The following is a 13,897-nucleotide window of genomic DNA, read 5'->3' on the forward strand; positions in this document are numbered from 1 at the left end:
TCCGGAAGTTCGATGCGCAATCGTTTCTGCTTTGCCCGGAAACAGATGCGTCGATTTTGTTCAATTTCAGGAATAAACAATGCCAACCATCAATCAACTGGTTCGCAAAGGCCGCGCGTCGGAAACGACGAAGAGCAAGAGCCCGGCTTTGCAGGACTGCCCCCAGCGTCGCGGCGTGTGCACCCGTGTGTACACCACGACGCCGAAGAAGCCTAACTCGGCACTCCGTAAGGTTGCCAAGGTTCGTCTGACGAACGGCTTCGAAGTTATTTCGTACATCGGTGGTGAAGGCCACAACCTGCAGGAACACTCGGTCGTGCTGATTCGCGGCGGCCGTGTTAAGGACTTGCCGGGTGTGCGTTACCACATGGTTCGCGGCTCGCTGGATACCCAGGGCGTCAAGGATCGTAAGCAGGCTCGCTCGAAGTACGGTGCGAAGCGTGCCAAGGCCGGCAAGTAATTAGCCGGTCAGTGTAGTTTCAGGTCGCCTGCAAAGGCGGTAATAGCGGTGGTGCCGGAATCGCCGGTGCTGTCGAGTAAGTGGTCACCCGACCAGGCTGGTAAGTCGTTAGAGATGAATCGGGTTAGTTGGTGGCCGTGGGGCTAAACAGCTCCAACTGAAAAGTTAAAGGAAGAAACATGCCGCGTCGTCGCGAAGTCCCCAAGCGGGAAGTGTTGCCGGATCCGAAATTCGGTAACGTAGATGTAGCTAAGTTCATGAACGTGCTGATGCTCTCCGGCAAGAAGTCGGTTGCTGAGCGCATCGTGTACGGCGCTTTCGAACAGATCCAGACCAAGGGTGGCAAGGACCCGCTGGAAGTGTTCACGGTAGCGCTCAACAACGTCAAGCCGGTGGTCGAAGTCAAGAGCCGCCGCGTTGGTGGTGCGAACTATCAGGTTCCGGTCGAAGTGCGTCCGTCGCGTCGTATGGCATTGGCGATGCGTTGGTTGCGTGAAGCCGCGAAGAAGCGCAGCGAGAAGTCGATGGCCCTGCGTCTGGCAGGTGAACTCTCCGAAGCGGCCGAAGGCCGTGGCGGCGCGATGAAGAAGCGCGACGAAGTTCACCGGATGGCAGAAGCCAACAAGGCGTTCTCGCACTTCCGCTTCTAAGCTTCCCGAACCCGGGTTTAGCAGAAAAAGCGGAAAGAAATTCCGGGCGGGTGCGCTTACAAAGCGCCTCGCCCGTTTGTGTTACAGCGCGATGGGTATTTTCTCGCATCGCGTCATCCCAATAGAGGATTAAAGTGGCTCGCAAGACACCTATCGAGCGCTACCGCAACATCGGTATTAGCGCTCACATCGACGCCGGCAAAACGACGACGACCGAGCGCATCCTGTTCTATACCGGCGTGAACCACAAGATTGGTGAAGTTCACGACGGCGCTGCCACCATGGACTGGATGGAGCAGGAGCAGGAACGCGGCATCACGATCACCTCCGCTGCTACCACGGCCTTCTGGAAAGGCATGGCAGGCGACCGCGCTGAGCACCGCATCAACATCATCGACACCCCGGGCCACGTTGACTTCACGATTGAAGTTGAGCGCTCGATGCGCGTGCTCGACGGTGCATGCATGGTGTACTGCGCAGTGGGTGGCGTGCAGCCGCAGTCGGAAACCGTGTGGCGCCAAGCTAACAAGTACAAGGTTCCCCGTCTCGCGTTCATCAACAAGATGGACCGTACCGGCGCGAACTTCTTCAAGGTCTACGACCAGCTCAAGCTGCGTCTGAAGGCAAACCCGGTTCCGGTCGTGGTGCCTATCGGCGCGGAAGAGAACTTCACGGGCGTCGTCGATCTGCTGAAGATGAAGGCGATCATTTGGGACGACGCGTCGCAAGGCACGAAGTTCTCGTACGAAGAGATCCCGGCGGAACTGGTTGACTCGTGCAACGAGTGGCGCGAGAAGATGGTCGAAGCGGCTGCTGAGTCGAGCGAAGACCTGATGAACAAGTACCTCGAAGAGGGCGAGCTGACTGAGGCGGAAATCGTCAAGGGTCTGCGCGACCGTACGATCGCTTGCGAAATCCAGCCGATGCTGTGCGGTACCGCGTTCAAGAACAAGGGCGTGCAACGTATGCTGGACGCTGTGCTCGACTTCCTGCCGTCGCCGATCGACATCCCGCCGGTTACCGGCGAGCTGGAAAACGGTGAGCAAGGTGAGCGCCGCGCTGCTGACGACGAAAAGTTCTCGGCTCTGGCATTCAAGATCATGACCGACCCGTTCGTCGGCCAGCTGATCTTCTTCCGTGTGTACTCGGGCATTGTGAATTCGGGTGACACGGTGCTGAACGCGACCAAAGACAAGAAAGAACGTCTGGGTCGTATTCTGCAAATGCACGCGAACCAGCGCGAAGAAATCAAGGAAGTGCGCGCAGGCGACATCGCTGCAGCAGTCGGCCTGAAGGACGCAACGACCGGCGACACGCTGTGCGATCCGCAAAGCCCGATCGTGCTCGAGCGCATGATTTTCCCGGAACCGGTGATCTCGCAGGCTGTTGAGCCGAAGACGAAGCCGGACCAGGAAAAGATGGGTCTGGCACTGAACCGTCTGGCTCAGGAAGATCCGTCGTTCCGCGTTCAAACGGACGAAGAATCGGGTCAAACCATTATTTCGGGCATGGGCGAGCTCCACCTGGAAATTCTGGTTGACCGGATGAAGCGTGAATTCGGCGTCGAAGCAACCGTCGGCAAGCCGCAAGTGGCGTATCGTGAAACGATCCGCGGCAAGGCGGTGGACGTTGACGGCAAGTTCGTCAAGCAGTCGGGTGGTCGCGGCCAGTACGGTCACGCGGTCATCACGCTCGAGCCGAATGAGCAGGGCAAGGGCTACGAGTTCCTGGACGAGATCAAGGGCGGTGTGATTCCGCGTGAATACATCCCGGCAGTCGACAAGGGTATCCAGGAAACGCTGAAGGCTGGCGTGCTGGCAGGCTTCCCGGTCGTTGACGTGAAGGTTCACCTGACGTTCGGTTCGTACCACGACGTTGACTCGAACGAAAATGCGTTCCGCATGGCCGGTTCGATGGCGTTCAAGGAAGCAATGCGCAAGGCGCAGCCGGTCATCCTCGAACCGATGATGGCTGTGGAAGTCGAAACGCCGGAAGACTACATGGGCAACGTGATGGGCGACCTGTCGGGCCGTCGCGGTATTGTTCAGGGCATGGAAGACATGATTGGCGGCGGCAAGATCGTTCGCGCCGAAGTCCCGCTGTCGGAAATGTTCGGCTACTCGACCTCGCTGCGTTCGCTGAGCCAGGGTCGTGCAACGTACACGATGGAGTTCAAGCACTACTCCGAAGCACCGCGCAACGTGTCTGAAGCGATCATTAACGCGAAGTCGAAATAAGCGCGCAGCAAGTCATTCAACGATTAACTTTTTGAAAGAAGAGAAACATGGCTAAAGGTAAATTCGAACGGACCAAGCCGCACGTGAACGTCGGCACGATCGGTCACGTTGACCACGGCAAGACCACGCTGACGGCAGCGATCACGACGGTGCTGACCAAGAAGTTTGGCGGCGAAGCGAAGGCATACGACCAGATCGACGCGGCGCCGGAAGAAAAGGCACGTGGTATCACGATCAACACGGCACACGTCGAGTACGAAACGGCTAACCGCCACTACGCACACGTCGACTGCCCGGGCCACGCTGACTATGTGAAGAACATGATCACGGGCGCAGCGCAGATGGACGGCGCGATCCTGGTGTGCTCGGCTGCAGACGGCCCGATGCCGCAAACGCGCGAGCACATCCTGCTGGCGCGTCAGGTTGGCGTTCCGTACATCATCGTGTTCCTGAACAAGTGCGACATGGTGGACGACGCTGAGCTGCTGGAACTCGTCGAAATGGAAGTTCGCGAACTTCTGTCGAAGTACGATTTCCCGGGCGACGACACGCCGATCATCAAGGGTTCGGCCAAGCTGGCGCTGGAAGGCGACACGGGCGAGCTGGGCGAAGTGGCGATCATGAACCTGGCTGATGCGCTGGACACGTACATCCCGACGCCGGAGCGCGCAGTTGACGGTGCGTTCCTGATGCCGGTGGAAGACGTGTTCTCGATCTCGGGTCGCGGCACGGTGGTGACGGGTCGCGTTGAGCGCGGTGTTGTCAAGGTCGGCGAAGAAATCGAAATCGTCGGTATCAAGCCGACGGTGAAGACGACGTGCACGGGCGTGGAAATGTTCCGCAAGCTGCTCGACCAGGGTCAGGCCGGCGACAACGTGGGTATCCTGCTGCGCGGCACGAAGCGTGAAGACGTGGAGCGTGGCCAGGTTCTGGCGAAGCCGGGTTCGATCAACCCGCACACGCACTTTACGGCTGAAGTGTACGTGCTGAGCAAGGACGAAGGTGGTCGTCACACGCCGTTCTTCAACAACTATCGTCCGCAGTTCTACTTCCGTACGACGGACGTGACGGGCTCGATCGAGTTGCCGAAGGACAAGGAAATGGTCATGCCGGGCGACAACGTGTCGATCACGGTGAAGCTGATCAACCCGATCGCGATGGAAGAAGGTCTGCGCTTCGCAATCCGCGAAGGCGGCCGTACGGTCGGCGCAGGTGTGGTCGCAAAGATTCTCGAGTAAAATCGAGGGTTGAAGTTGCAGTAAGTGGTACCCGGAGCCGGGTGCCAGCCCACAGCGGGTGCCCGGCTCTACGTTCTTTTACTATCTGGCGGCGCAATACCGCCTCGCTCTTTCCAAGGAATTGTCATGCAGAACCAGAAAATCCGCATTCGCCTGAAGGCTTTCGACTATCGCCTGATCGATCAATCGGCAGCTGAAATCGTCGACACGGCAAAGCGGACTGGCGCAATCGTTCGTGGTCCGGTGCCCCTGCCGACCCGCATTCAACGTTTCGACATCCTGCGTTCGCCGCACGTCAACAAGACGTCGCGCGATCAGCTCGAAATCCGTACGCACCAGCGCCTGATGGACATCGTCGACCCGACGGACAAGACCGTTGACGCACTGATGAAGCTGGACCTGCCGGCTGGCGTGGACGTGGAAATCAAGCTGCAATAAGGCTTCCAGAGGTTGCCTGGCGTGCCGGGCAACGCTAAGTCATTGATTGCTTGCGGAAAACGAAAAGCTTCGCTATAATAGTGGGCTTTTCGCGCATTTGCGCAAAAAAGTCGGTGTGCTGAGGCATGAATTCATGTCCGAAACGGCACCGGCATTTTGTAAATTAGCCCCGACCAATCGCAGTCGGGAATGGAGAAAACGATGAGCCTTGGACTCGTAGGTCGCAAGGTTGGCATGACCCGTATCTTCACGGCAGAAGGGGATTCGATTCCCGTTACCGTGCTGGACGTGTCCGACAACCGCGTGACGCAGATCAAGACTGTTGAAACCGACGGCTATACCGCCGTGCAGGTTGCATTCGGTACGCGCCGTGCATCGCGTGTGACGAAGCCGTTGGCCGGTCATCTCGCCAAAGCCGGTGTTCAAGCCGGTGAAATCCTCAAAGAATTCCAGATCGATGCTGCCAAGGCTGCCGAGTTGTCGAACGGCACCGTGGTCGGTCCCGACCTGTTCGAAGTAGGCCAGAAGGTCGACGTGCAAGGCGTGTCGATCGGTAAGGGCTACGCCGGTACCATCAAGCGTTACAACTTCGCATCCGGCCGTGCATCGCACGGTAACTCGCGCTCGCACAACGTGCCGGGTTCGATCGGTATGGCGCAGGATCCGGGTCGTGTTTTCCCGGGTAAGCGCATGACCGGTCACATGGGTGACGATACGGTAACCGTGCAAAACCTCGAAATCGCTCGTATCGACGCTGACCGCAAGTTGTTGCTGGTCAAGGGCGCCGTTCCGGGTGCGAAGGGTGGCAAGGTATTCGTTACGCCGGCCGTGAAGACGCGTGCCGTGAAAGGAGCGAAATAATGGAACTTAAGCTCCTGAATGCCAATGGTCAGGAAGGTGCAGGCGTTAGCGCGTCGGACGTAGTGTTCGGTCGCGATTACAACGAAGCCCTGATTCACCAGGTCGTGGTGGCGTATCAAGCGAATGCCCGTAGCGGCAACCGCGCGCAGAAGGACCGTGAGCAAGTCAAGCACACGACCAAGAAGCCGTGGCGCCAAAAGGGTACGGGCCGCGCCCGTGCCGGTATGTCGTCGAGCCCGTTGTGGCGCGGCGGTGGCCGGATCTTCCCGAATTCGCCGGAAGAAAACTTTTCGCACAAGGTTAACAAGAAGATGCATCGCGCAGGTCTCTGCTCGATCTTCTCGCAGCTGGCCCGCGAAGGCCGTATCTCGGTGGTCGACGAGCTGACGCTCGAAGCGCCGAAGACGAAGCTGCTGGCCGAAAAATTCAAGGCGATGGGTCTCGACTCCGTGCTGGTGATTACCGACACGGTTGACGAAAACCTGTACCTCGCGTCGCGCAACCTCGCCCATGTGGCAGTTGTCGAGCCGCGTTACGCCGACCCGCTGTCGCTGATCTACTTCAAGAAGATCCTGATCACGAAGGCTGCGGTCGCCCAGATCGAGGAGTTGCTGTCATGAGCGAGATTCGCAAAAACGATCATCGTTTGATGCAGGTCCTGCTCGCGCCGGTGATCTCCGAAAAGGCGACGCTGGTGGCCGACAAGAACGAGCAGGTTGTGTTCGAAGTCGCGCCCGATGCCACGAAGCAGGAAGTGAAGGCTGCAGTCGAGCTGCTGTTCAAGGTGGAAGTCAATTCCGTCAACGTGCTGGTCTCGAAGGGCAAAGCCAAGCGCTTTGGCCGCTTCATGGGCAAGCGCAAGGATGTGAAGAAGGCGTACGTCTGCCTGAAGCCCGGCCAGGAAATCAACTTTGAAGCGGAGGCCAAGTAATCATGGCAATCGTTAAAGTTAAGCCGACTTCGCCGGGTCGCCGTGCGATGGTCAAGGTGGTCAACAAGGATCTGCATAAGGGCAAGCCGTACGCACCGCTGCTCGATTCGCAATCCTCGACCGCCGGCCGTAATAACAACGGTCACATCACCACGCGTCATAAGGGTGGTGGTCATAAGCATCATTACCGTGTCGTCGATTTCCGTCGCAACAAGGACGGCATTCCGGCAAAGGTCGAACGTCTTGAGTACGATCCGAACCGTAGCGCAAACATCGCGCTGGTTCTGTACGCAGACGGCGAGCGCAAGTACATCATCGCTCCGAAGGGTGTGACGGTTGGCCAGCAACTGATGTCGGGTTCGGAAGCTCCGATCCGCGCAGGTAACACGCTGCCGATCCGCAACATTCCGGTCGGTACGACGATCCACTGCATCGAAATGTTGCCGGGCAAGGGCGCGCAAATGGCGCGTTCGGCTGGTACGTCGGCGATGTTGCTGGCTCGTGAAGGCATCTACGCACAGGTCCGCCTGCGCTCGGGTGAAATCCGCCGCGTTCACGTTGAATGCCGCGCGACGATTGGTGAAGTTGGCAACGAAGAGCATAGCCTCCGTCAAATCGGTAAGGCTGGCGCGAATCGCTGGCGCGGTATCCGCCCGACGGTGCGTGGCGTTGCAATGAACCCGGTCGATCACCCGCACGGCGGTGGTGAAGGCAAGACGGCTGCAGGTCGCGATCCGGTGAGCCCGTGGGGCACGCCTGCTAAGGGTTATCGCACCCGCAGCAACAAGCGCACGACGAGCATGATCGTCCAGCGCCGTCACAAGCGTTAAGGAGTAGGCAATGGCACGTTCTGTAAAAAAAGGTCCGTTCTGCGACGCCCATTTGCTGAAGAAAGTTGAGTCGGCAGCTGCTGCGCGTGATAAGAAGCCGATCAAAACCTGGTCGCGTCGTTCGACGATTCTGCCGGATTTCATCGGTTTGACGATTGCTGTGCATAACGGCCGTCAACACGTTCCGGTGTACATCTCGGAAAACATGGTCGGCCACAAGCTTGGCGAGTTTGCATTGACCCGGACGTTCAAGGGTCACGCAGCCGACAAGAAGGCTAAGAAATAAGGGGCTCATGATGGAAGTGAAAGCAATTCATCGCGGTGCCCGCATCTCGGCGCAGAAGACGCGCCTTGTGGCTGACCAGATCCGCGGTTTGCCGGTCGACAAGGCGCTGAACGTTCTGACGTTTTCGCCGAAGAAGGCTGCGGGAATCGTGAAAAAGGTCGTGCTGTCGGCGATCGCGAATGCGGAGCATAACGAAGGCGCCGATATCGACGAGCTCAAGGTAACGAGCATCATGGTCGACAAGGCTGCATCGCTCAAGCGTTTTACTGCGCGCGCTAAAGGTCGCGGTAACCGCATCGAGAAGCAATCCTGTCACATCACTGTGACGGTCGGGAATTAAGGGGTCATACGATGGGACAGAAAATTCATCCGACTGGCTTCCGTTTGGCCGTCAGCCGCAATTGGGCGTCGCGTTGGTACGCGAACAACAACAATTTCGCGGCGATGTTGCAGGAAGACATCGGTGTTCGTGAATACCTGAAGAAGAAGCTGAAAAACGCTTCGGTTGGTCGCGTCGTTATCGAGCGTCCGGCGAAAAACGCGCGCATCACGATTTATAGCTCGCGTCCGGGTGTCGTCATCGGTAAGAAGGGCGAGGATATCGAGCTGCTGAAGTCGGAACTGCAACGCCGCATGGGCGTTCCGGTCCACGTCAACATCGAAGAAATCCGTAAGCCGGAAACCGATGCGCAACTGATCGCGGATTCGATCACGCAACAGCTCGAGCGCCGGATTATGTTCCGCCGCGCGATGAAGCGTGCGATGCAAAACGCAATGCGTCTGGGTGCTCAAGGCATCAAGATCATGAGCGCTGGCCGCCTGAACGGTATCGAAATCGCTCGTACGGAATGGTATCGCGAAGGTCGCGTGCCCCTTCATACGCTGCGTGCTGATATCGACTACGCAACGTCGGAAGCGAAGACGACGTACGGCATCATCGGCGTGAAGGTGTGGGTCTACAAGGGCGACACGCTCGGCCGCAACGACGCACCGGTGGTTGAAGAAGTCGCCGAAGAAAAGCGTCCGCGCCGTAACGCACGTCCGGGTGGCGATCGCCGTCCGCGTCGCGATGGTGAAGGTGGTGGCCCGGCAGGTGCACGCCGTGGCGCTCCTCGTCGTGCTGGCGGTGCCGGCGACGGCGGGAAGACTGGAGAATAACGATGCTGCAACCGAAACGCAGAAAGTATCGCAAAGAGCAGAAGGGTCGTAACACCGGTATCGCTACCCGCGGCAACGCGGTGTCGTTCGGTGAGTTCGGCCTGAAGGCTATCGGTCGTGGTCGTCTGACCGCGCGCCAGATTGAAGCGGCACGTCGTGCAATGACGCGTCACATCAAGCGTGGTGGCCGCATCTGGATCCGCATCTTCCCGGACAAGCCGATCTCGCACAAGCCGGCTGAAGTACGTATGGGTAACGGTAAAGGTAACCCTGAGTACTACGTCGCAGAGATTCAACCGGGCAAGATGCTGTACGAAATGGACGGCGTAACCGAAGAGCTGGCACGCGAAGCGTTCCGTCTGGCTGCAGCTAAGCTGCCGCTCAAGACGACGTTTATCGTGCGTCAGCTCGGCGCCTAAGGAGCAAATGATGAAGGCTTCCGAACTTCACCAGAAAGATCAGGCCGCGCTCAACAAGGAGCTGTCGGACCTGTTGAAGGCGCAATTCGGCCTGCGCATGCAACTCGCGACCCAGCAGCTCACGAACACGAGCCAGCTGAAGAAGGTTCGTCGCGACATCGCACGTGTGCGGACCGTCCTGACTGAGAAGGCGAACCAGAAATGAACGATAGCGTAAAAACCTCGCTCAAGCGGACGCTGGTCGGCAAGGTCGTCAGCAACAAGATGGACAAGACGGTCACCGTGCTGGTTGAGCACCGCGTGAAGCACCCGATCTACGGCAAGTACGTTGTGCGTTCGAAGAAGTACCACGCGCACGACGATGCGAACACGTACAACGAGGGTGACCTCGTTGAAATCCAGGAAACGCGTCCGATTTCGAAGACGAAAGCTTGGGTTGTGGCTCGCCTGGTCGAGGCTGCTCGCGTCATCTGACGCCGCAAAGTTGTAGAAGTAGTTGAAATCGCAGTAAGTTTCGCTTGCAAGACCGAGATTATTTGTTATAATCTCGGTCTTCCCTCTTTTATGGGAGCCCCGTCGCGGGCGAAGTTGGTGGGGGAAGCGGTTCAGGCGCCAGTCTGTTCCGAAGGATTCACCGGATTGCGATGGCGGGTTTCGTTTGCCGTCGCTGCTGTTCATACCCAAGCAGCCGATTGGCTGACGGGACCAAGACTGACCGGGTACGCCATGGTGGTGTGACCGGATTAAGTTGGGATAGATAAACCATGATCCAGACCGAAACTCGGCTTGAAGTGGCCGACAACACCGGTGCGCGTGAAGTCATGTGCATCAAGGTTCTCGGCGGCTCGAAGCGTCGTTATGCCAGCATTGGCGACATCATCAAGGTGACCGTCAAAGAAGCAACGCCGCGCGGGCGCGTGAAGAAAGGCGAAATTTACAACGCCGTGGTGGTTCGCACCGCCAAGGGCGTGCGCCGTCAGGACGGCTCGCTGATCAAGTTCGATGGCAATGCTGCAGTGCTGTTGAATGCCAAGCTCGAACCTATTGGCACCCGTATTTTCGGGCCTGTTACGCGCGAGTTGCGCAGCGAACGATTCATGAAGATCGTTTCGTTGGCACCTGAAGTGCTGTAAGGAGTCGCGATGAACAAGATTCGCAAAGGTGACGAAGTAATCGTCATCACCGGCAAAGATAAAGGCAAGCGCGGCGTCGTGCTGTCCGTTGGCGAAGACAAGGTCATTGTCGAGGGCATCAACCTCGTCAAGAAGCACGTCAAGCCGAACCCGATGAAGGGTACGACGGGTGGCGTGGAAGCCAAGACGATGCCGCTGCAAATTTCGAACGTCGCATTGGTCGACGCGAATGGCAAGGCGTCGCGTGTAGGCATCAAGGTCGAGGGAGACAAGAAGGTCCGTTTCCTTAAAACGACCGGTGCTGTGCTGAGCGCCTGACGCTGCGGAGTAAAAAAATGGCTCGTTTGCAAGAGTTTTACAAAGAGAAGGTTGTACCCGGCCTCATCGAGAAGTTCGGTTACAAGTCCGTGATGGAAGTGCCGCGCATCACCAAGATCACCCTGAACATGGGCCTTGGCGAAGCGGTTGCTGACAAGAAGATCATCGAAAACGCCGTTGGCGACCTGACGAAGATCGCAGGCCAGAAGCCGGTGATCACGAAGGCACGCAAGGCAATCGCTGGCTTCAAGATCCGTCAGGGCTATCCGATCGGTGCAATGGTCACGTTGCGTGGTCAGGCAATGTACGAATTTCTGGACCGTTTCGTGACGGTTGCGCTCCCCCGTGTGCGTGACTTCCGTGGCGTGTCGGGTCGTGCGTTCGATGGTCGCGGCAACTACAACATCGGTGTGAAAGAGCAGATCATTTTCCCCGAAATCGACTACGACAAGATCGACGCACTGCGTGGGCTGAACATCAGCATCACGACAACTGCGAAGACCGACGACGAAGCAAAGGCTCTGCTCGCCAGCTTCAAGTTCCCGTTCAGAAACTGAGGTTACCGTGGCTAAACTGGCACTGATCGAACGTGAAAAGAAGCGTGCTCGCCTGGCCGCTAAGTACGCTCCCAAGCGTGCTGAGCTGAAAGCGATTATCGGCGATATGAGCAAGTCGGACGAAGAGCATTACGCAGCACGTCTGGAACTGCAACAACTGCCGCGCAACTCTAACCCGACCCGTAAGCGCAATCGTTGCGCAATTACCGGTCGCCCGCGTGGCACGTTCCGTAAATTCGGGCTGGCGCGTAACAAGATTCGCGAAATCGCGTTCCGCGGCGAGATCCCTGGCCTGACCAAGGCGAGCTGGTAATAGGAGAAACGTAAATGAGCATGAGTGATCCTATCGCCGATATGCTGACTCGCATCCGCAATGCGCAGATGGTTGAGAAAGTTTCGGTGACAATGCCCTCGTCGAAAGTCAAGGTTGCGATTGCGCAGGTCCTGAAGGACGAAGGCTATATCGATGATTTCGCAGTGAAGTCCGAAGGTGCGAAGTCTGAATTGAACATCGTGTTGAAGTACTACGCTGGCCGTCCGGTGATCGAACGCATTGAACGCGTTTCGAAGCCTGGTCTGCGTGTGTACCGCGGCCGTAACGACATCCCCGTGGTCATGAATGGCCTCGGCGTGGCAATCGTGTCGACGCCGAAGGGCGTGATGACGGACCGCAAGGCGCGTGCAACGGGCGTTGGCGGCGAAGTCATCTGCTACGTCGCTTAAGGCCGAAAGGAGAGAAACATGTCTCGAGTAGGTAAAAGCCCGATCGCGCTGCAAGGCGCAGAAGTGGCCCTGAGCGACGAACGCATTACCGTCAAGGGCCCGCTGGGTACGATTTCGCAGGCTGCAAACAGCCTCGTGAAGGTGGTGAACGACAACGGCACGCTGAAGTTCGAGCCGGTGGACGAAAGCCGCGAAGCGAATGCGATGTCGGGCACGATGCGCGCACTGGTTGCGAACATGGTGAACGGCGTGACGAAGGGTTTCGAGCGCAAGCTGACGCTGGTTGGCGTCGGTTACCGCGCACAGGCGCAAGGCGACAAGCTGAACCTGTCGCTGGGTTTCTCGCACCCCGTGGTGCACCAGATGCCGGAAGGTGTCAAGGCTGAAACCCCGACGCAAACCGAAATCGTGATCAAGGGGATCAATAAGCAACAAGTTGGCCAGGTCGCTGCAGAAGTGCGCGGCTATCGCCCGCCGGAGCCCTACAAGGGCAAGGGTGTGCGTTACGCCAATGAGGTTGTGATCCTCAAAGAAACGAAGAAGAAGTAAGGGTGCGCAATCATGGATAAGACTCAATCTCGCCTGCGCCGCGCTCGTCAGACGCGTATCAAGATCGCTGAGCTGCAGGTCGCGCGTCTCGCCGTGCATCGCACGAACACGCACATCTATGCGCAAGTGTTCTCGCCGTGCGGCACCAAGGTGCTCGCCAGCGCGTCGACGCTCGAAGCCGAAGTGCGTGCGCAACTGGCTGATCAGACGGGCAAGGGCGGTAACGTCGCTGCTGCGACCCTGATCGGTAAGCGCATTGCAGAAAAGGCTAAGGCTGCCGGCATCGAATCCGTCGCCTTCGACCGTTCGGGTTTCCGTTACCACGGCCGCGTGAAAGCGCTGGCTGATGCGGCGCGCGAAGCCGGACTCAAGTTCTAAGGGAAGAATTCGTCATGGCAAAGATGCAAGCGAAAGTTCAGGCTGACGAACGCGACGACGGCCTGCGCGAAAAGATGATTTCGGTCAACCGCGTGACCAAGGTTGTGAAGGGCGGCCGGATTCTCGGTTTTGCCGCACTGACCGTGGTTGGCGACGGTGATGGCCGCGTCGGTATGGGCAAGGGCAAGGCGAAGGAAGTGCCGGTCGCTGTTCAGAAGGCGATGGAACAGGCTCGCCGCAACATGTTCAAGGTGCCGCTTAAGAACGGTACCCTGCAACACGAAGTGCACGGTAAGCACGGCGCATCGATGGTCCTCCTGGCTCCGGCCAAGGACGGTACCGGTGTGATCGCCGGCGGTCCGATGCGCGCAGTGTTCGACGTGATGGGCGTGCAGAACGTTGTGGCCAAGAGCCACGGTTCGACGAACCCGTACAACCTCGTTCGTGCAACGCTCGACGGTCTGCGCAAGCAGTCGACGCCGGGTGATATCGCGGCGAAGCGCGGCAAGTCCGTCGAAGATATTCTGGGCTAAGGTGGACACCATGTCTGATAAAACTGTCAAGGTCCAGCTCGTCAAGAGCCTGATCGGCACCCGTGAAACGCACCGTGCAACGGTGCGTGGTCTGGGTCTGCGCCGACTCAATTCGGTTAGCGAGTTGCAGGACACGCCGGCTGTGCGCGGCATGATCAACAAGGTTTCGTACCTCGTTAAGGTCATCGGCTAAGCGGC

24 protein-coding genes are annotated in these 13,897 nt (G+C 58.2%); all 24 read left to right on the top strand.

The window, feature by feature from the left end; translation table 11 throughout:
• Nucleotides 1–79: 79 nt before the first annotated feature.
• The 24 genes from rpsL to rpmD all read left to right on the top strand — a co-directional run bounded on the left by rpsL (nt 80) and on the right by rpmD (nt 13,892).
• Nucleotides 80–460: a 30S ribosomal protein S12 gene (gene rpsL, locus PQQ95_RS24560; protein WP_006998493.1), complete on the top strand. Its 381-nt coding sequence runs from the start codon at nt 80–82 to the stop codon at nt 458–460.
• Between the two features lie 179 nt (nt 461–639).
• Nucleotides 640–1,110 (top strand): 30S ribosomal protein S7, encoded by a 471-nt coding sequence (rpsG, locus tag PQQ95_RS24565; protein ID WP_006053291.1) that lies wholly within the window; start codon nt 640–642, stop codon nt 1,108–1,110.
• 134 nt (nt 1,111–1,244) lie between these two features.
• On the top strand, nt 1,245–3,347 hold the full coding sequence (gene fusA, locus PQQ95_RS24570) for an elongation factor G (RefSeq protein WP_408441781.1): 2,103 nt from the start codon (nt 1,245–1,247) through the stop codon (nt 3,345–3,347).
• A gap of 47 nt (nt 3,348–3,394) precedes the next feature.
• Nucleotides 3,395–4,585 (top strand): elongation factor Tu, encoded by a 1,191-nt coding sequence (tuf, locus tag PQQ95_RS24575; protein ID WP_063497539.1) that lies wholly within the window; start codon nt 3,395–3,397, stop codon nt 4,583–4,585.
• Between the two features lie 126 nt (nt 4,586–4,711).
• Nucleotides 4,712–5,023 (top strand): 30S ribosomal protein S10, encoded by a 312-nt coding sequence (gene rpsJ, locus PQQ95_RS24580; protein ID WP_006998489.1) that lies wholly within the window; start codon nt 4,712–4,714, stop codon nt 5,021–5,023.
• A gap of 201 nt (nt 5,024–5,224) precedes the next feature.
• A complete protein-coding gene (rplC, locus tag PQQ95_RS24585; RefSeq protein ID WP_007180137.1) occupies nt 5,225–5,884 on the top strand; it encodes a 50S ribosomal protein L3 in 660 nt (219 codons plus the stop codon).
• A complete protein-coding gene (gene rplD / locus PQQ95_RS24590; protein ID WP_007180136.1) occupies nt 5,884–6,504 on the top strand; it encodes a 50S ribosomal protein L4 in 621 nt (206 codons plus the stop codon). The genes rplC and rplD overlap by 1 nt, the downstream gene beginning before the upstream one ends.
• On the top strand, nt 6,501–6,815 hold the full coding sequence (rplW, locus tag PQQ95_RS24595) for a 50S ribosomal protein L23 (protein WP_007180135.1): 315 nt from the start codon (nt 6,501–6,503) through the stop codon (nt 6,813–6,815). Before rplD ends, rplW begins: the two co-directional genes overlap by 4 nt.
• A 2-nt stretch (nt 6,816–6,817) precedes the next feature.
• Nucleotides 6,818–7,645 (top strand): 50S ribosomal protein L2, encoded by an 828-nt coding sequence (gene rplB, locus PQQ95_RS24600; protein ID WP_028199568.1) that lies wholly within the window; start codon nt 6,818–6,820, stop codon nt 7,643–7,645.
• A 10-nt stretch (nt 7,646–7,655) separates the two neighbouring features.
• On the top strand, nt 7,656–7,931 hold the full coding sequence (rpsS, locus tag PQQ95_RS24605; protein WP_054036552.1) for a 30S ribosomal protein S19: 276 nt from the start codon (nt 7,656–7,658) through the stop codon (nt 7,929–7,931).
• Between the two features lie 7 nt (nt 7,932–7,938).
• On the top strand, nt 7,939–8,271 hold the full coding sequence (rplV, locus tag PQQ95_RS24610; RefSeq protein ID WP_197070230.1) for a 50S ribosomal protein L22: 333 nt from the start codon (nt 7,939–7,941) through the stop codon (nt 8,269–8,271).
• An 11-nt stretch (nt 8,272–8,282) separates the two neighbouring features.
• A complete protein-coding gene (rpsC, locus tag PQQ95_RS24615) occupies nt 8,283–9,089 on the top strand; it encodes a 30S ribosomal protein S3 (RefSeq protein WP_011490053.1) in 807 nt (268 codons plus the stop codon).
• Between the two features lie 2 nt (nt 9,090–9,091).
• The gene (gene rplP / locus PQQ95_RS24620) at nt 9,092–9,508 is read left to right on the top strand and encodes a 50S ribosomal protein L16 (RefSeq protein WP_007180131.1); all 417 of its coding nucleotides are present in this window, start codon (nt 9,092–9,094) and stop codon (nt 9,506–9,508) included.
• Between the two features lie 10 nt (nt 9,509–9,518).
• Nucleotides 9,519–9,713, top strand: coding sequence for a 50S ribosomal protein L29 (gene rpmC / locus PQQ95_RS24625; protein ID WP_007180130.1), 195 nt, complete (start codon nt 9,519–9,521; stop codon nt 9,711–9,713).
• Entirely contained in the window at nt 9,710–9,982 is a 273-nt protein-coding gene (gene rpsQ / locus PQQ95_RS24630) for a 30S ribosomal protein S17 (protein ID WP_007180129.1), read from the top strand. The genes rpmC and rpsQ overlap by 4 nt, the downstream gene beginning before the upstream one ends.
• Before the next feature lie 290 nt (nt 9,983–10,272).
• Nucleotides 10,273–10,641, top strand: coding sequence for a 50S ribosomal protein L14 (gene rplN, locus PQQ95_RS24635; protein ID WP_006052212.1), 369 nt, complete (start codon nt 10,273–10,275; stop codon nt 10,639–10,641).
• A 9-nt stretch (nt 10,642–10,650) separates the two neighbouring features.
• Nucleotides 10,651–10,959, top strand: coding sequence for a 50S ribosomal protein L24 (gene rplX, locus PQQ95_RS24640; RefSeq protein ID WP_028199569.1), 309 nt, complete (start codon nt 10,651–10,653; stop codon nt 10,957–10,959).
• 17 nt (nt 10,960–10,976) lie between these two features.
• Nucleotides 10,977–11,516: a 50S ribosomal protein L5 gene (gene rplE / locus PQQ95_RS24645; protein ID WP_006052214.1), complete on the top strand. Its 540-nt coding sequence runs from the start codon at nt 10,977–10,979 to the stop codon at nt 11,514–11,516.
• A gap of 7 nt (nt 11,517–11,523) precedes the next feature.
• Complete coding sequence (gene rpsN, locus PQQ95_RS24650; protein ID WP_006052215.1) at nt 11,524–11,829, top strand: 30S ribosomal protein S14; 306 nt, start codon at nt 11,524–11,526, stop codon at nt 11,827–11,829.
• A 14-nt stretch (nt 11,830–11,843) separates the two neighbouring features.
• Nucleotides 11,844–12,239 carry a 30S ribosomal protein S8 gene (gene rpsH, locus PQQ95_RS24655; protein ID WP_006052216.1) on the top strand — a complete coding sequence of 132 codons (396 nt, stop codon included), beginning with the start codon at nt 11,844–11,846 and terminating at the stop codon, nt 12,237–12,239.
• Nucleotides 12,240–12,257: 18 nt separating this feature from the next.
• Entirely contained in the window at nt 12,258–12,788 is a 531-nt protein-coding gene (gene rplF, locus PQQ95_RS24660) for a 50S ribosomal protein L6 (protein ID WP_028199570.1), read from the top strand.
• A gap of 12 nt (nt 12,789–12,800) precedes the next feature.
• The gene (gene rplR, locus PQQ95_RS24665; RefSeq protein ID WP_006052218.1) at nt 12,801–13,166 is read left to right on the top strand and encodes a 50S ribosomal protein L18; all 366 of its coding nucleotides are present in this window, start codon (nt 12,801–12,803) and stop codon (nt 13,164–13,166) included.
• A gap of 14 nt (nt 13,167–13,180) precedes the next feature.
• Nucleotides 13,181–13,699: a 30S ribosomal protein S5 gene (gene rpsE / locus PQQ95_RS24670; protein ID WP_006052219.1), complete on the top strand. Its 519-nt coding sequence runs from the start codon at nt 13,181–13,183 to the stop codon at nt 13,697–13,699.
• A 10-nt stretch (nt 13,700–13,709) separates the two neighbouring features.
• Complete coding sequence (gene rpmD / locus PQQ95_RS24675) at nt 13,710–13,892, top strand: 50S ribosomal protein L30 (RefSeq protein ID WP_028199571.1); 183 nt, start codon at nt 13,710–13,712, stop codon at nt 13,890–13,892.
• Nucleotides 13,893–13,897 lie beyond the last annotated feature (5 nt).

Origin of the sequence: Paraburkholderia caffeinilytica, from assembly GCF_046030355.1 — a bacterium.
Lineage (GTDB): Bacteria > Pseudomonadota > Gammaproteobacteria > Burkholderiales > Burkholderiaceae > Paraburkholderia > Paraburkholderia caffeinilytica_B.